A 16,844-nucleotide genomic window follows, 5' to 3' on the forward strand; every position below is an offset into this window, starting at 1 on the left:
GCGCTTCTTAAAGTTCGACGACGGCGCCAACCGTCCCGTCGTCGTCGTGCGTCAGGTCGCAACCAAGCCCGGCCAGGAGGCGCTGCGCGCCCAGGTTGCCGGCCAGGGTGCGCGCAACCACCCGCGCAAGGCCGGCGTGGCGGGCCTCTTCTAGGACCAGCCGCAGTGCAGCACTTCCGATCCCCTGGGACCGGAAACTCCTGCCGAGCCAGATGCCCGTTTCGGCCGCAGTGCCGCAGCCGCCGTCGTCGATCCTGCGGAGCCGTACTGACCCGGCGAGGGTGCCGCCGGACACAACGCCCCACGTCTTCTCAGCGGCTTGCCCGTCCAGGCCGTCCGCTGCCGCGCGGTGGTAGCTGCGGAACCAGGCGGTGCGTTCCGGGTTCCAGCCCGGCCCGCCCAGCGGCGGTGCAACCTCATCCGGGGACGCGTCGCGCTTCGCCAGGGCCAGGAGCGCTTCCATGACGGCGTCGTCCACGTCCACCAGGGAAACGTCAGGGGAGCGGGACATCAACCCACTCCGTCCCTTCGGGGGTGAGCATGGCAGTGCCGGCAGTCAGGGACCGCAGGCGTTCGGCTGCTGCCTCGATGGAGGCCGGCTCGTCCGGCAGGGCCACGCGCAGCACGGTGTCCCGGCCGCCGTAGCTCGTATTTCCCATGACAAAGCCCGCCGCGCGCAGATCGTTTTCCAGCCGGCCGGCCGAAGCGGGCGGCACGGCCGTGGAACAAATCCGCAGCCGGCTGCGGCGCACCATGGAAACCGCGGCAAGGGCCGATGAGACGGATTCGGAGTAGGCGCGGACCAGGCCGCCCGCCCCGAGCAGCACCCCGCCGAAATAGCGGACGACGACGGCACTGACGTCGCTGAGGTCGGCCACCCCGGGCGTTGTCTCCCTTTTCGCGAGGGCTTCGAGCATGGGTATGCCCGCCGTGCCGGACGGCTCGCCGTCGTCACTGGAACGCTGCACATCCCGGTCCGGTCCGATGATGAAGGCGGAGCAGTGGTGCCGGGCGTCGTGGAATTCGCGGCGGAGGGACGCCACGAGGTCCCGCGCGTCGTCTTCCGTCCCGGAGCGCCGCAGGACGGTGATGAACCGGGAGCGCTTGATCTCGAGTTCGTGGCGGACATCGGGGCCGGCAGCAAGGGTGGTGTAGGCGGTGGTCCTGCTGTCTTGCTCCTGCATCCGCCCAAGTCTAGCGAGGTGCGGGGCCCACGCCACCCAGGATAGGGCGGTGGTGGCGAGGGATAGGGTGGGAGGGTGCTGAAGATCGGGTTGACGGGCGGAATCGCGTCCGGAAAGTCAGTGGTGGCCACGCGGCTCAAGGAGCGTGGAGCGGTGCTGGTGGACGCTGACGCCTTGGCCCGGGAGGTGGTGGAGCCCGGTACGGAGGGGCTGCGGCGCATCGTGGCGGAGTTCGGCGCGGAGATGCTCGACGAGGGCGGACGGCTGGACCGTGCCCGCCTGGGCGAGGTGGTGTTCGGAAATGCCGAACGGCTCGCCGTCCTCAACGGGATCGTCCACCCGCTGGTCCGCTCGCGTGCCGCAGCTATCGTGGATGACGCCGCCAGCGATGCCGTGGTGGTCCAGGACATACCGCTGCTCGTGGAAACGGGCCAGGGGAGCGCCTTCCACCTCGTGCTGGTGGTGGATGCACCCGACGATGTCCGCGTGCAGCGGATGCTGGAACACCGGGGCATGACGGCAGAAGCTGCCCGTTCGCGGATGGCAGCCCAGGCATCGCGGGAAGAGCGGCTGGCTGCTGCGGACGTGGTTCTCGACAACTCCGGCACGCTGGAGCAGCTGACCAAGCAGGTGGACGAGCTGTGGGACGGGCGGCTGGCGCCGTTCGCCCGCAACCTCGCCGCAGGGACCCGCGCGGCGAGGACCGTCGGGCCTGTCCTGGTTCCGTACCGGGAGGAATGGGCACAGCAGGCGGCGAGGATCATGGCGCGGCTCATGACCGTGGCCCCCGGGCGCTTCCGGGCTGTGGACCACATTGGGTCCACCTCCGTCCCCGGGCTCGCCGCGAAGGACGTCATCGACCTGCAGATTGCGGTATCCAGCCTGGACGACGCCGACAGCGCTGCGCCGCTGCTGGCGGAAGCCGGCTTCCCCCTGGTTCCCGGCGCCGGATCCGATACACCTAAACCGGCGGAACCGGACCCCCGGCTGTGGCAGAAACGCTTCCACGCCAACGCCGACCCCGGCCGTCCGGTCAACCTTCACGTCCGCGTTGCCGGCTCACCCGGATGGCGTTTCGCCCTGATGTTCCGGGACTGGCTGCGCGACGACCCCGCTGCCCTCCGGCTCTACGCGGCGCACAAGGAAGAGCTCGCCGGGCGCTTTGCCGGTTCGGGGAGCACCAGGGCGTATGCGGAGGCCAAGGAACCGTGGTTCACGGATGTTGCGTGGCCGGGAATGTGCGCCTGGGCCGAACGCACGCAGTGGCAGCCGCCGTCGTCCGCGTCCTGAAGCCGTCCAGCGGACCGGCGCCTGTTCGCCCGTAACGGACTCGCCCCGCCAGTGTCGGTGCCCGGTTGTAGATTAGATCCATGAGCCTTGCGCAGGAGATCAACCGTGTTGTAGCGCCCTTCGAGGTCATCAGCGAATTCAAGCCCGCGGGAGACCAGCCGGCCGCCATCGCCGAGCTGACGGAGCGCATCAAGAACGGTGAGAAGGACGTGGTGCTCCTCGGTGCCACGGGTACCGGTAAGAGTGCCACCACAGCGTGGCTCATCGAGCAGGTCCAGCGCCCCACCTTGGTGATGGTGCAGAACAAGACCCTCGCGGCGCAGCTGGCCAACGAGTTCCGGGAGCTCCTGCCCAACAACGCGGTGGAGTACTTCGTGTCCTACTACGACTACTACCAGCCCGAAGCCTACGTACCGCAGACGGACACCTTCATCGAGAAGGACTCCTCCATCAACGAGGAAGTGGAGCGGCTGCGCCACTCCGCCACCAACGCGTTGCTGACCCGCCGCGACGTTGTGGTGGTGGCTACGGTGTCCTGCATCTACGGCCTGGGTACCCCGGAAGAATACATCGCCGGCATGGTCACCCTCCGCAAGGGCCAGGAGATGAACCGGGACGTGCTGCTGCGGAAGTTCGTCTCCATGCAGTACGCGCGCAATGACATGGATTTCCACCGGGGCACCTTCCGTGTGCGCGGCGATACAGTCGAAATCATCCCCATGTACGAGGAACTGGCGCTCCGGATTGAGTTCTTCGGCGACGAGGTGGAAAACATCTACACCCTGCACCCCGTCACCGGCGAGGTCCTCCGCGAGGAGACGGAGATGTACGTCTTCCCGGCGTCCCACTACGTTGCCGGGCCGGAGCGGATGACCCGCGCCATCAAGTCCATCGAGGATGAACTCGCCGCGCGGCTTGCCGCCCTGGAGGGGCAGAACAAGCTGGTGGAGGCGCAGCGGCTGCGGATGCGCACCACCTACGACCTCGAAATGATGCAGCAGATGGGCTTCTGCAACGGCATCGAAAACTACTCCCGCCACATCGACGGCCGGGCCAGCGGCACCGCCCCGCACTGCCTCATCGATTACTTCCCGGACGACTTCCTGCTGGTGGTGGACGAATCCCACGTGACCATTCCGCAGATCGGCGCCATGTACGAAGGCGACATGTCCCGGAAGCGGACCCTGGTGGACCACGGCTTCCGGCTGCCGTCCGCCATGGACAACCGGCCGCTCAAATGGGACGAGTTCCTGGAACGCATCGGCCAGACCGTCTACCTTTCCGCGACGCCCGGCAAATACGAGCTCGGCAAGGCGGACGGCTTCGTCCAGCAGATCATCCGCCCCACCGGACTGGTGGACCCGGAAGTCATCGTCAAACCCACCAAGGGCCAGATCGACGACCTCCTGGGCGAGATCCGGACCCGGGTGGAGAAGGACGAGCGTGTCCTGGTCACCACGCTGACAAAGCGCATGGCCGAGGACCTCACGGACTACCTGCTGGGCCACGGCATCAAGGTGGAGTACCTGCACTCGGACGTGGACACGCTGCGGCGCGTGGAACTGCTGCGGGAACTCCGGCTGGGCAGTTTCGACGTCCTGGTGGGCATCAACCTCCTCCGGGAAGGCCTCGACCTTCCCGAGGTGTCCCTGGTGAGCATCCTGGATGCGGACAAGGAAGGCTTCCTGCGTTCTTCCACGTCCCTGATCCAGACCATCGGCCGCGCCGCCCGCAACGTCTCCGGCCAGGTGCATATGTACGCGGACCGCATCACGGATTCCATGGCCCACGCCATTGACGAGACCAACCGGCGCCGCGCCATCCAGGTGGCCTACAACAAAGAGCACGGCGTGGACCCGCAGCCGCTGCGGAAGAAAATCGCCGACATCACCGACCAGCTGGCACGGGAAGACGCCGACACCCAGGAGCTGCTCAACAACAACCGCCTGGCCAAGGGAGCCAAGCGGACCAAGTCCGGGGCCAAGGGCGCAGCCCAGGTCCGCGCCGACGGCCTCGCCGCCGCCCCCGCCGAGGACCTGGTGGGCCTCATCGAACAGCTCACCGAGCAGATGCACGGCGCAGCCGCCGAGCTGCAGTTTGAAGTGGCCGCCCGCATCCGCGACGAGGTCAGCGAACTCAAAAAGGAACTGCGCCAGATGCAGGCGGCAGGCCACGCCTGAGCACCTCCTGGGCCACCGGGGCAACTCCTGGGCACGCCCCGGCAAACATCCGGCGGGGCCCGGGGGCGGCCCGGCAGTGGCAACACTGCAGGCTAAGGTACAGTTAACGTCACGTAGGGGAGTATCCCAAGCGCTACGATCGTCAACACGCAGGGCATAGTTGCTCCGCCGGGCGTAGCGGGCCGCCGCATCAGCACCAAGTGCGCAGGCAGGCCGGAGAGACTTACACCGCATCTCTGTACCCTGCGAAAGGCTACCCTGTGCTCGAATTGCCCGTGTGGTTCGAGGTCGGCTCTTTTGTCGTCCTCGGCCTGATCCTCCTGATCGACCTCCTGCTTGTGGTCCGCCGTCCCCACGAACCCTCCATGAAGGAAGCGGGACTGTGGGTGGCGTTCTACGTCTCGCTCGCGCTCGTGTTTGCGGGCGCTATGTTCGCCTTCACCGGGCCTGAATACGGCGGTCAGTTCGTCGCCGGCTGGGTCACGGAATACAGCCTCAGCATCGACAACCTGTTTGTCTTCATCATCATCATGGCCAGGTTCTCCGTACCCCGGAAATACCAGCAGGAAGTGCTGATGGTGGGCATCATCATCGCCCTGATCCTGCGCGGCATCTTCATCCTCCTCGGCGCCATCGTCATCGAGCAGTTCAGCTGGGTGTTCTACATCTTCGGAGCGTTCCTGCTGTGGACCGCCTGGAAGCAGGCCCAGGACGAAGGCGAAGACGAAGAAGACCGGGAAAACCCGCTCATCGCGAAGATCCGCAAGGTCATTCCCATGTCGGAGAAGTTCGACGGCGGCAAGCTGCGCACCACCGTGAACGGCAAGAAGGTCTTCACCCCGATGCTGATCGTGTTCATCACCATCGGCCTCACCGACCTGCTGTTCGCCGTGGACTCCATCCCCGCCATCTTCGGACTCACCCAGAGCCCGTTCATCGTGTTCACCGCCAACCTCTTCGCCCTCATGGGCCTGCGCCAGCTGTACTTCCTGCTGGGCGGCCTGATGAACCGCCTGATCTACTTGAAGCACGCACTGTCCTTCATCCTCGCGTTCATCGGCGTCAAGCTGGTCCTGCACGCCATGCACGTGAACGAACTGCCGTTCATCAACGGCGGCCAGCACATCGAGTGGGCCCCGGAGATCCCTACGTTCGTCTCCCTGGCCGTGATTGTCGGCACCATCATCATCGCGGTGGTTGCCAGCCTGCTCAGCTCCAAGGCCAAGGAAGCCCACCTGGATCCGCGCCTCGAAGAAGACGTACGCAGGAGCCACAGCGACGTCGACTAGCCGCTGACCGCCCCTGCTTGACAACAATCCCGGCCGCTCCCAGCGGCCGGGATTGTTGCTTAAATTTGCCCCTGTGGGAGCCCGGCGCCGAGGACTATGCTCTGTCCATGGCCCCCAGAGTGATAAGCGAACAGGACGTGCGGCGGGTACAGCGGCGCACCGTGGCGCTGCTGGCCGCGGCCCAGGTCTTCGGTGGAATTGGCACGGGCGCCACGGTTTCCATCGGTTCCATCCTCGCCGTTGAGCTCTCGGGCTCCAGCGCGTGGGCCGGTGCAGTGGCAACAGTTATGACCCTCGGCGCCGCCCTGGCGGCGCTGCCGCTGGCCTCGCTGGCGGAGCGCAGGGGTCGCCGGGTGGGCCAGCTGGCGGGCTTGTCCGCGGCGTTGGCGGGCACCGTGCTGATGGTCCTCGCCGTCGTGACCGGAATCTTCGGCCTTCTGGTGCTGGGGGCGGCCGGCATTGGAGTGGGCACCGCCGCAAGCCTGCAGGCGCGTTTTGCCGCCGTCGATCTTGCCGACGCCGAGCACCGCGGCCGGGCACTGTCAACCGTCGTCTGGGCCGTCACTGTCGGAGCCGTCGCCGGCCCCAACCTGATCCAGCCCGGCACGGTGGTGGGCGCGGCCCTGGGCCTGCCGCCGGTTGCCGGACCGTTCGTCATCTCCGGCGCCGGACTGTTGGTGGCAACCGTCCTCGTGTGGGTCGGACTCCGGCCGGACCCGCTCCTCCTCTCCCGTGAACTGGCCGCACGGGCTGAAGGCCCGGCTGCACCCGGAGTGCCCCAGGCAGGGAGCGTCGCCGCCGCGGCCAGCCAGGGCAGCAGGCCGCCCGGATCCCTGGCCCGTGGCATGCGCGCCATCCGCGCCTCACGGATGGCGCTCCTGGCCGTGGCAGCCGTCGTCGCGGCCCATGCCGTCATGGTGGGCGTCATGTCCATGACGCCCCTGCACCTGCAGCACCTGGTGGAAGGCCCCGGCGCATCGCACGCCGGGCATACCGCCTCCGGCGACGTGCTGGTGATCATCGGCTTCACCATCTCTCTGCACATTGCCGGCATGTTCGCCCTGTCACCCGTCATGGGCTGGCTGACGGACAAGGCGGGCAGGACGGAGACCATCATGATTGGCTTCGCCCTGCTGATTACAGCGGTCATCGTGGCGGGCTTCGGCCAGGGCTCCACCACAGCGGTGGCCGTCGGCCTGGTGCTGCTGGGCATGGGCTGGTCGGCCGCCACCGTGTCCGGGTCCACCTTGCTGGCAGAGAGCGTCGGGCAGGAAGCCCGGGTTGTGGTGCAGGGCGTGTCCGACATGCTGATGGGGGCAGCCGGGGCCGTGGGCGGGGCCGTCTCCGGCCTGGTCCTGAGCTGGACCGGTTACCTGGGGCTCAACATGCTCGGTGGAGTGGTGGGCGCCTGCGTCCTGGCGGCAGCCTTCCTGACACTCGTCACCCGGCGGCGGGCGTCAGCGGCGGCCTGACCTGGCCATCCCCAGCAGCCGGGAAAAGATCCCTTCACCGTCGTCGGCGATGCCATCGTGGTGGAAGTCGTCCGTTTCCCAGACCTGGAGCCCGCGGACGGCAGCAGCCGTTTCAAGGGACAGCTTCCGGTCCACGTAGATATCGTCCGAGTAGACGGCCGCCGCCACCGGAACCCGGTTCGCGGCGAGCTGCCGGACGTCATAGAGCGGCGTCCAGTCCTGCTTCGCGGCCAGCAGCCCGGCCACCTCCCGGAGGGGCCGCAGCGCGGGGTCCTGGTCGAAATACCAGGGGTAGACCATTTCGCCGGTCAGCAACAGCGGTTCTGCGTCCGGCCGGAACTCCGGGTACTCGTCCAGCACCCGCCAGGCGGACCACTCCGTCGCCTGGCCCTGGCCGTAGATGGATTCGTGCATCAGGGCGTACAGCGGGTTGGAACGCCGCGAGACGATGCCCTGCATCTGTTCCAGGAAGGGGTCCGAGAGCCGGGGGCCTGCCGCAGTCTCCGTGAAGGCGTCCTCCAGCAGGTAGTGCAGGCTGTCCACCCGTGTGTTGCCGCCCAGGAACGCCCCCGCCATTTGGAAGCGCTCCACGGTGAGCGGTCCGCCGTCGGGCAGGAACTCCGGCGTGCTCCGCAGGTGGCGGGCAATCCGTTCCACCATGGCACGGTCCTCCGGGTACCAGCTGAAGTACTCTGCATTCCGCGCCGCCACGCGCTGGAACGTGGCCCGGTAGACGTCATCGGCCGGCCCCGTCAGCGGCGCCAGGCCGCCGGTGATGAGCACTTCCCGCAGTCCCTCCGGGGCGAGGGACAGGTAGGTCAGCGCGCAGAAGCCGCCGTAACTCTGGCCGTAGATGCTCCAGGGCGGTGAGCCCAGCGTTTTCCGGATCAGCTCGGCGTCGGCCACGATCGAATCAGCCCGGAAGTGTTCCAGGTATGCGGCCTGCTCGTCGGCTGACCCGCGCAGCGGCAGGGTGTTGCGGTCCACCGGTGTGGACAGCCCGGTTCCCCGCTGGTCAAGCATCAGGATACGGAAGTCCTTCGCCGCGGCCTTGCTCCAGCCGCCCAGGGAACCGAACCTGTTGCCGCGGCCGCCCGGTCCGCCCTGCAGGAACAGCAGCCAGGGAAGGTTTTGCGCTTCCTCCTCGCTGTGCGCCGCCGATACATACTCGCGGGCGAAGACGGTGATGGTCTCGGGAGTGGCAGCGGACGCCGTGTGGTCCAAAGGCACGGTGAAGTAATGCTCCACTGTGCGCATGCCGCGGAACGTATGCCGTGCCCTGACCTCGTGGCCCGCCGTCGCTCCCTGCCCGGGCCGGAACAGGCGCGTGAGGGCCTTGACGGCGGCCGGCGGCCGTACGTCAGCCATTGGCTGCGGCGGGGACAGCGCTGCCGAACTGTTCCAGGGCATCTCCGGTCAGGCGGAAGGTGGACCACCCGTCCATCGGCCTGGCGCCGAGGCTGCGGTAGAAGTTGATGGACGGCTCGTTCCAGTCAAGGACACTCCATTCCACCCGGGCATAGCCGTTCTCCACCGCAATCCCGGCGAGGTGCTGCAGGAGGGCCTTGCCGTGGCCTTCGCCGCGGGCCTCCGGGCTTACGTACAGGTCTTCCAGGTAGATGCCGTGCACACCCTCCCACGTGGAGTAGTTGAGGAACCACAGCGCGAAGCCCTGAACGTCGCCGGCTTCGTTTTCAGCCATGGCGGCGAAGACGCGCGGGTTCTCCCCAAAGAGGACCTGCCGCAGCATTTCCGGGGTATTGCGGACGGCGTCCGGTTCTTTCTCGTAGTGCGCCAGTTCGTGGATCATCCTCAGGATCGCGGGCACGTCTTGCTCTGTTGCGGGGCGGATTAAGCTCATTGTTCGAGCTTACCGCCGTGGTTGTCGCCGCTGCCGCAGGGCCGCGGCAGCGTCAGAGCCGGTTGACGTCGGTCACCCGCACCACGGCAGTTCCGGTCTCATCCGACGCTGCAAGGTCCACCTCCGCGGAAATGCCCCAGTCATGGTTTCCTGCGGGATCATCGAAGATCTGCCGTACCTTCAACACTCCGGGTTCCTCCGTAATGATCAGCAGGTTTGGGCCGCGGGCGTCCGGGCCGGTTCCAATGTCGTCATGCTCATCGAAGTAGTCGTCGAGAACGTCTTCCCACCGGTCCCGGTCCCAGCCGGAGGCGCCGTCCAGCTCGCCGAGAGCCGCAGCGTCCTCGTCCGCGAACAGTTCCACGCGGCGGAACATCTCGTTGCGGACCATAACCCGGAAGGCCCGGATGTTCGAGGTAAGCGACGGCGGGGGAGGCGGCGGCGCGTCGTGCGGGGTGGGAGCGGCACCGGAGGCCAGTTCCTCCCATTCGTCCAGGAGGCTGGAGTCAACCTGGCGCACCAGTTCGCCCAGCCAGGCGATCAGGTCCTCGAGGTCATCCCGGAGCATGTCCTGGGGAACCGTCTGCCGGAGCGCCTTGAATGCGTCCGCGAGGTACCGCAGCACGATGCCCTCCGAACGGGCCAGACCATAGAACTGCACGAACTCGCCGAAGTTCATGGCACGCTCGAACATGTCCCGCACCACTGACTTGGGCGCCAGCTCAAAGTCGCCCACCCACGGGGCAGCCTTCCGGTATACCTCGAATGCCTCGCCGAGGATTTCGGCGAGGGGCTGCGGGTACGTGACCTCGTCCAGCGTCGCCATCCGCTGGTCGTACTCGATGCCGTCCGCCTTCATGGCGGCCACCGCTTCGCCGCGGGCCTTCTTCTGCTGGGCGGAAAGGATTTGGCGCGGCTTCTCCAGCGTCGCCTCGATCACGGACACCACGTCCAGGGCGTACGACGGCGACTCCGGGTCAAGGAGCTCCAGTGCGGCAAGTGCGAAGGGGGAAAGCGGCTGGTTGAGCGCGAAGTTCGGCTGCAGGTGCACGGTGAGCCGGACCGTGCGCCCGTCCGCTCCCTGCTGCTCTTCGGGTATCCGCTCCACCACTTCGGCAGCGAGCAGCTCCCGGTAGATGCCCAGCGCCTTCTTCATCAGCCGCAGCTGGGAGGACCGCGGCTCGTGGTTTTCCGTCAGCAGCCGGCGGGCGGCGGCAAACGGATCCCCGGGCCGCTCCATCAGGTTCATGAGCATGGCGTGCGTTACCGTGAAGCTTGAATTCAGCGGATCCGGCACGGACTCGACCAGCCGCTTGAACGTTGGCTCACCCCAGGACACAAAACCCTCCGGTGGCTTCTTCTTGACCACTTGGCGCAGCTTTTTCTGGTCGTCGCCGAACTTGGCAACGGCCTTGGCCATCGCCTTGACGTTTTCGGTGACGTGCTCGGGGGCCTGGACCACCACCGTGCCGGCGGTGTCGTAGCCCGCGCGGCCGGCACGGCCTGCAATTTGGTGGAACTCACGCGAGTTCAGCAGCCTGGTGCGGACGCCGTCGTACTTGCTCAGGGCGGTGAGCAACACCGTGCGGATGGGGACGTTGATGCCCACGCCGAGCGTGTCCGTGCCGCAGATGACTTTGAGCAGCCCCGCCTGGGCCAGCTGCTCCACCAGCCGCCGGTACTTGGGCAGCATGCCCGCATGGTGCACGCCGATGCCGTGGCGCACCAGCCGGTTGAGCGTCTTGCCAAAGCCGGCGGCGAACCGGAAGTTCGCGATCAGTTCGGCAATTCTGTCCTTCTCCTCGCGGGTGCAGACATTGATGCTCATCAGGTTCTGGGCCCGGTCGATGGCCTCGATCTGGCTGAAGTGGACCACATAGACCGGGACCTGCTTGGTGGCGAGCAGCTCCTCCAGCGTCTCGTGGACCGGGGTCTCGTGGTAGTAGTAATGCAGCGGAATGGGCCGTTCGGCCGAGCTCACGGTGGTGGTGGGGCGGCCGGTCAGATCGGTCAGTCCCTTTTCGAACCTCGCCACGTCGCCCAGCGTCGCGGACATCAGCAGGAACTGGGCCTGCGGGAGTTCCAGCAGCGGCACTTGCCAGGCCCAGCCGCGCTGCGGGTCCGAGTAGAAGTGGAACTCGTCCATGATGACCGCGCCCAGCTCGGCTGCGGCACCCTCGCGCAAAGCAGTGTTGGCCAGGATTTCAGCCGTGCAGCAGATGATCGGCGCGTCCTGGTTGACCCCGGAGTCCCCGGTGATCATTCCCACGTTCTCCGCACCGAAGATCTCGCACAGGGCAAAGAACTTCTCTGACACCAGCGCCTTGATGGGCGCCGTGTAGTAGCTGCGCCTGCCCTGCGCCATGGCCTGGAAATGCGCGGCGATGGCCACCAGGGATTTGCCGGAGCCGGTAGGGGTGGCCAGGATGACGTTGGCCCCGGTCGCCAGTTCCATGATGGCTTCGTCCTGGGCCGGATACAGCGCCAGGCCACGGCTTTCCGTCCACTCGACGAAGCGGGTGTACAGGTCATCGGGATCGACGGCGGCCTGGAGGTTCCCGGCGGGCAGATGGGTCAGCTGGTCAACGAGTTTCATTGATTTCCAGCTTAGTGCCAGGGCGCGCCGGGAAATTCGTCCCGGCCGGGCTAGGCTTCGCGGTAGCAGCGACAGCACCAGACAGTGGAGAAGCCTATGGAATGGGATCCGGCCAAATACGTTCAGTTCGGCGATCACCGGGACCGGCCGTTTTTCGACCTCACCGGAAGGGTCCACGCCGACAGGCCGGCCCAAGTGGTTGACCTGGGCTGCGGCCCGGGGAACCTCACGGCAACGCTCGCCGAACGCTGGCCGGACGCGGAAGTGGTGGGCCTGGACGCCTCGGCGGACATGCTGGCCAAGGCGGCGGACCACGCTGCACGGCATCCGTCGCTGCATTTTGAGCAGGCGGATATCACCCATTGGACGCCCCCGGCAGGGACGGATGTGGTGGTCAGCAACGCGGCCCTTCAATGGGTGCCCGGGCACCAGGAGTTGATGCGGTCATGGCTGGCCGCACTGCGCCCCGGCGCCTGGTTCGCGCTGCAGGTACCGGGGAACTTTAACGCACCGTCCCATGCGCTGATGCGGGACCTCGCCGCCTCGGAGCGGTGGGCACCGAAACTCGGCGGGGTGCTGCGCGGCGGCGAATCGGTGGGGGAGCCGGCGGATTACCTGGACATCATGCTCGACGCCGGGTGCTCGGCAGACGCCTGGGAAACCACCTACCAGCAGGTGCTGCCAGGCCCGGACCCGGTCCTGGAGTGGGTCCGGGGTACCGCGTTGCGTCCCGTGCTGAATGTGCTCTCACCGGAGGACGGGGCCCAGTTTGAAGCCGAGTATGCTGCGTCCCTGCGCGGGGCATATCCGCAGGGCAGGCACGGCACAATCTATCCTTTCCGCAGGATCTTCGCGGTAGGCCGCAAGAACGAGTGACCGGCGTCCAGTCGCTGGATGATCTCTACTGGACTGGTCATGTTGTTGACGGCGGCTGAATGTGATCTGGCCTACAATGACGAACGTGGCCAATTGGGGGAGGCGACCATCGTTGTCGGCTTTCCTGACCTTACGGGAGGTGCGTTGCTGATCGGATTGATGGGGCGGCTCCTCAAGGGTCATGGATGGCACCTCGCCGCCATCGTGCTCCTGCAGCTGGTCCAGGCCGCCGCGAACCTCCTGCTGCCCACCGTGAACGCCGCGATCATCGACGACGGCATTGTGGCCGGCAACACCGGGGTGATTTCCCGCCTCGGGGTCCTGATGGCGGGCATCGCTGCGGTCCAGGCCGGCGCGGCCATCGGGGCCGGCTACCTTGGGGCTGTAACGGCCATGGGGATGGGGCGCCGGCTCCGGGCGGAAATTTTTTCGAGCATCCAGTCGCTGTCCTCCCAGGAGGTGGCACGCTTCGGGGCGCAGAGCCTGGCCACGCGGGCAACCAACGACACCCAGCAGATCCAGGCATTCGCGGTGCTGGTGTTCACCATGCTGATCGCCGGGCCCGCGATGGGGCTGGGCGGCATTGTCCTCGCCCTGCAGCAGGACGTGGGGCTGTCCGCAGTGGTCATCATCGTTGTGCCGTTGCTCCTGCTGATCATGTCCCTGATCGTCCGGCGCCTGGTCCCGCTCTACCGTCAAGGGCAGGACCTGCTGGACAAGGCGGGCGGCATCCTGCGTGAGCAGATTATCGGTGCCGGGGTGATCCGTTCCTTTGTGCGCCAGGAGCATGAGATTGGGCGCTTCGCGCGTGCGAACAGCAGCCTTACTGCCAACAATCTGCAGTCAGCTCTGCTGGTGGCGGCCATGCTGCCGCTGATCATGCTGGTGGTGAACCTGTCGTCGGTGGCAGTTGTGTGGTTCGGCGGCCAGCGCATCCAGTCGGGCCAGATGAACATCGGTGCGCTCACGGCCTTCATCAGCTACATCATGCAGATCCTGCTGGCCATCATGATGGCCATGTACGTCCTGATGACGGCACCCCGCGCCGCCGCGTGCGCGGAGCGGATCACCGCCGTCCTGGACACCGAACCCTCGGTGCGTGAGTCCGCGGGCCCCCCTGCGCATACCGTTTACGCCGCTCCGGCCGGCTGGCCGGCCTCGTCCGCGCAGCCGGGAACCCTTGAGTTCAGGGAGGTCGGATTTTCCTACCCAGGGGCAGAAGCACCGGTCCTCTCCGGAATCAGCTTTACGGCCATGCCGGGCACCACCACTGCCATCGTGGGATCCACGGGCAGTGGAAAATCAACGCTCCTGAACCTGATCCCGCGTTTCCTTGATTCCACCGAGGGGGAGATCCGGCTGGATGGCGTGAACATCAAGGAGCTGCCGCTGGACACGCTTCGCGGGGCCATGTCCATCGTCCCCCAGCACTCCCATCTGTTTTCGGGCACTATTGCCGACAACCTCCGCATGGCTGCCCCCGACGCATCGGACGAGGAACTCTGGGCAGTCCTGGAGAAGGCGCAGACCATGCGCTTCATGCGCGACCTGCCCTTGGGGCTGGCGACGCCTGTGGGCCAGGGCGGAACCACGCTGTCCGGAGGGCAGCGGCAGCGCCTGTGCATGGCGCGTGCCCTGCTGCGCACAGCGCCCCTTTATCTCTTTGATGACAGCTTTTCCGCGCTGGACTACGACACGGACACCAGGCTGCGGCAGGCGTTGGACGCGGAACTTCCGTCAGCCACGGTGATTGTTGTGGCAGAGCGTGTTTCGGCTGTGGAAGGCGCACACCTGATCCTGGTGCTCGACGGCGGGCGCATCGTGGCACAGGGGACCCACCACAGGCTGCTGGAAACATCCCGCACGTACCGCGAGATCGCCGAATCGCAGCTGGCACTGGACGGACCGCTGTGACGACGGCCGCCGTCGGGACATCCTCGGACGGGTTCTGGCGCACATCGGGCAGGCTGCTTGGGCTGCTGCGCCCCTTCCGGCACCTCATGCTCGGCGCAGTGGCAGCCACCTGCGCTTTCGCGGGCCTCAACGTGGCAGCTCCGAAGTATCTCGGCGACGCCACCGACGTCGTCGTGAACGGTATCTTCCTGGGCACCACCGACCAGGAACGCCTGGTCACCCTGCTGTCCACTGTGGCGGTGATGTACGTCTTCGCGTCCGTCTTCAACTGGATCCAGGGCGCCCTGACGGCCCGCTCCGTGCAAGGGCTGATGTACGGGCTGCGGGCTGCGGTGGAGGACAAGCTGCACCGCCTGCCGTCCACATATTTCAGTGAGCGGTCCCGGGGCGATGTCCTGAGCCGGGCAACCAACGACATCGACAACATCTCACAGGCCATGAACCAGCTCCTCACGCAACTGATCATGTCCGTGCTGATGCTGTGCGGATCGCTGGCCATGATGTTGTGGATCTCGCCCATGCTGGCGGCCATAGCCCTCGCCAGCGTGCCGCTCTCCACCTGCATCACCGTTCTCGTTGCGCGCCGGTCACAGGCGCACTTTGAACGGCAGTGGAAGGAAACCGGGGAGCTCAACGCGCACGTTGAGGAGTTCATCACCGGCCACGAAGTCATCAAGGCCTTCGGGCAGCAGTCCCGGGCCGCCGACATCTTCGCCCAAAGCAACCGGCGGCTGGCGCGCGCGGCCACCAAAGCCCAGTACTCGGCGGGGGTGGTCCAGCCCCTGATGGTGCTGATGGCCAACCTGAATTACATCGCCGTTGCAGTTGTCGGCGCTTTGCAGGTCATTGCGGGAGCGATGACCATCGGCGGCATCCAGGCGTTTATCCAGTTCAGCAGGCTCTTCAGCCAGCCCGTCGGGCAGATTGGCGGCCTGCTCAACCTCATCCAGTCATGCGCTGCGTCCGCGGCCCGCGTGTTCGCCCTGCTGGATGCGGAGGAGGACCCCGCGCAAAGGGCCGGGGATACGCCCGTCCCCGCGGATGGAACCATCGTCTTCGAGGACGTGACCTTCGGGTACCCCGGCTCGCCGCCTGCCGTGCGCAACCTTTCGTTCACCGCGGAGCCGGGACAAACGGTGGCCATCGTCGGCCACACCGGAGCCGGAAAAACCACTGTGGTGAATCTCCTGTTGCGCTTCTGCGAACCGGGTTCGGGCCGAATCACCCTGGGAGGCATTGATACTGCAACCATCTCCACAGACCGGCTGCGGGGGCAGTTCGGGGTGGTGCTCCAGGATGCGTGGCTCTTCGCCGGCACCATCAGGGAGAACATCGCCTACGGGCTGCCCGGTGCCACCGAGGCCGGGATCCTGGCCGCGGCGGAGGCCAGCTACGTGGACCGCTTCGTCCGGTCTCTCCCCGGCGGGTACGACACCGTGCTGGAGAACGGCGGCGAACCCCTCAGCCAGGGCCAGCGGCAACTCATCACCATTGCCCGGGCCGAACTGGCAGGGCGGCCGGTCCTGATCCTGGACGAGGCGACAAGTTCGGTGGACTCCAGGACCGAACTGCTGATCCGGCAGGCAATGCGGCGGCTCCGCCATGGCAGGACGAGCTTCGTGATTGCCCACCGTTTGTCCACGGTGCGGAACGCTGATCTAATCTTGGTCATGGACCACGGACGCATCGTTGAGCAGGGCACGCACCAGAGCCTCCTGGCGGCAAACAGCTACTACGCGCGGCTCTACAACGCCCAGTTCTCCGCCAGTCCCAGGCGTACCGGGGTCCTTGAGGCGGGACTGTGAAAACCACTCCCGACTTCCCGGGGGACTGGAAACCCAACGCCGGCAGCACCGTGGCCCTGTTTGAACAGCTGCGGCTCCGGATCATCCACCTCGCGGACAGCGGCGCGCTACCCCCGGGCACCAGGCTTCCCGCCGTCCGGGGGCTTGCGGAGCGCCTGGACGTGGCGCCGCACACTGTCGCCCGGGCATATAAGGAACTGGAAGCGGCCGGCATTGTTGCCACGCGGGGGAGGAACGGGACAGTGGTGTGTGCACGTGACGAACGCCTCAGCGGGCTCTCCGCAGCTGCCGCGGCCTATGCCGAAGCCGCAAAGTCGCAGGGCGCCACGTTCGCGGAAGCGGTGAAGCTGCTCGCGGCAGCCTACGACGCCGGCTGA

Annotated in this window: 13 protein-coding genes; 8 read left to right on the forward strand and 5 right to left on the reverse strand. The window is 66.8% G+C overall.

Going from position 1 to position 16,844, the window contains the following annotated elements:
• Positions 1 to 7 precede the first annotated feature (7 nt).
• Both AC5RWA_RS12305 and AC5RWA_RS12310 read right to left on the reverse strand, forming a co-directional pair.
• Positions 8 to 511, reverse strand: coding sequence for a GNAT family N-acetyltransferase (locus tag AC5RWA_RS12305; RefSeq protein ID WP_494057838.1), 504 nt, complete (start codon positions 509 to 511; stop codon positions 8 to 10).
• Complete coding sequence (locus AC5RWA_RS12310; RefSeq protein WP_494057839.1) at positions 495 to 1,184, reverse strand: IMPACT family protein; 690 nt, start codon at positions 1,182 to 1,184, stop codon at positions 495 to 497. The genes AC5RWA_RS12305 and AC5RWA_RS12310 overlap by 17 nt, the downstream gene beginning before the upstream one ends.
• A 75-nt stretch (positions 1,185 to 1,259) precedes the next feature.
• On the opposite strand from AC5RWA_RS12310, the gene coaE reads away from it, so the two are divergent.
• The 4 genes from coaE to AC5RWA_RS12330 all read left to right on the forward strand — a co-directional run bounded on the left by coaE (position 1,260) and on the right by AC5RWA_RS12330 (position 7,415).
• Complete coding sequence (gene coaE, locus AC5RWA_RS12315) at positions 1,260 to 2,474, forward strand: dephospho-CoA kinase (RefSeq protein WP_494057840.1); 1,215 nt, start codon at positions 1,260 to 1,262, stop codon at positions 2,472 to 2,474.
• A gap of 80 nt (positions 2,475 to 2,554) precedes the next feature.
• On the forward strand, positions 2,555 to 4,654 hold the full coding sequence (uvrB, locus tag AC5RWA_RS12320) for an excinuclease ABC subunit UvrB (protein ID WP_494057841.1): 2,100 nt from the start codon (positions 2,555 to 2,557) through the stop codon (positions 4,652 to 4,654).
• Between the two features lie 260 nt (positions 4,655 to 4,914).
• The gene (locus tag AC5RWA_RS12325) at positions 4,915 to 5,943 is read left to right on the forward strand and encodes a TerC family protein (RefSeq protein ID WP_494057842.1); all 1,029 of its coding nucleotides are present in this window, start codon (positions 4,915 to 4,917) and stop codon (positions 5,941 to 5,943) included.
• A gap of 107 nt (positions 5,944 to 6,050) precedes the next feature.
• Positions 6,051 to 7,415 (forward strand): MFS transporter, encoded by a 1,365-nt coding sequence (locus tag AC5RWA_RS12330; RefSeq protein ID WP_494057843.1) that lies wholly within the window; start codon positions 6,051 to 6,053, stop codon positions 7,413 to 7,415.
• Here AC5RWA_RS12330 and AC5RWA_RS12335 read toward each other — a convergent pair.
• The 3 genes from AC5RWA_RS12335 to AC5RWA_RS12345 form a co-directional block, all read right to left on the reverse strand.
• A complete protein-coding gene (locus AC5RWA_RS12335) occupies positions 7,401 to 8,672 on the reverse strand; it encodes an alpha/beta fold hydrolase (protein ID WP_494057880.1) in 1,272 nt (423 codons plus the stop codon). The genes AC5RWA_RS12330 and AC5RWA_RS12335 overlap by 15 nt on opposite strands.
• A 103-nt stretch (positions 8,673 to 8,775) precedes the next feature.
• Positions 8,776 to 9,276 (reverse strand): GNAT family N-acetyltransferase, encoded by a 501-nt coding sequence (locus tag AC5RWA_RS12340; RefSeq protein ID WP_275731356.1) that lies wholly within the window; start codon positions 9,274 to 9,276, stop codon positions 8,776 to 8,778.
• Positions 9,277 to 9,328: 52 nt separating this feature from the next.
• The gene (locus AC5RWA_RS12345; protein WP_494057844.1) at positions 9,329 to 11,872 is read right to left on the reverse strand and encodes a DEAD/DEAH box helicase; all 2,544 of its coding nucleotides are present in this window, start codon (positions 11,870 to 11,872) and stop codon (positions 9,329 to 9,331) included.
• Between the two features lie 96 nt (positions 11,873 to 11,968).
• On the opposite strand from AC5RWA_RS12345, the gene AC5RWA_RS12350 reads away from it, so the two are divergent.
• The 4 genes from AC5RWA_RS12350 (at position 11,969) to AC5RWA_RS12365 (ending at position 16,844) form a co-directional block, all read left to right on the forward strand.
• Positions 11,969 to 12,748, forward strand: coding sequence for a trans-aconitate 2-methyltransferase (locus tag AC5RWA_RS12350; RefSeq protein ID WP_494057845.1), 780 nt, complete (start codon positions 11,969 to 11,971; stop codon positions 12,746 to 12,748).
• A gap of 159 nt (positions 12,749 to 12,907) precedes the next feature.
• On the forward strand, positions 12,908 to 14,662 hold the full coding sequence (locus tag AC5RWA_RS12355; RefSeq protein ID WP_494057881.1) for an ABC transporter ATP-binding protein: 1,755 nt from the start codon (positions 12,908 to 12,910) through the stop codon (positions 14,660 to 14,662).
• Positions 14,663 to 14,748: 86 nt separating this feature from the next.
• Entirely contained in the window at positions 14,749 to 16,467 is a 1,719-nt protein-coding gene (locus tag AC5RWA_RS12360; protein ID WP_494057882.1) for an ABC transporter ATP-binding protein, read from the forward strand.
• Positions 16,464 to 16,844: a GntR family transcriptional regulator gene (locus tag AC5RWA_RS12365; RefSeq protein ID WP_494057846.1), complete on the forward strand. Its 381-nt coding sequence runs from the start codon at positions 16,464 to 16,466 to the stop codon at positions 16,842 to 16,844. The genes AC5RWA_RS12360 and AC5RWA_RS12365 overlap by 4 nt, the downstream gene beginning before the upstream one ends.

The sequence above is a fragment of the Arthrobacter sp. 210 2 genome (assembly GCF_059093025.1).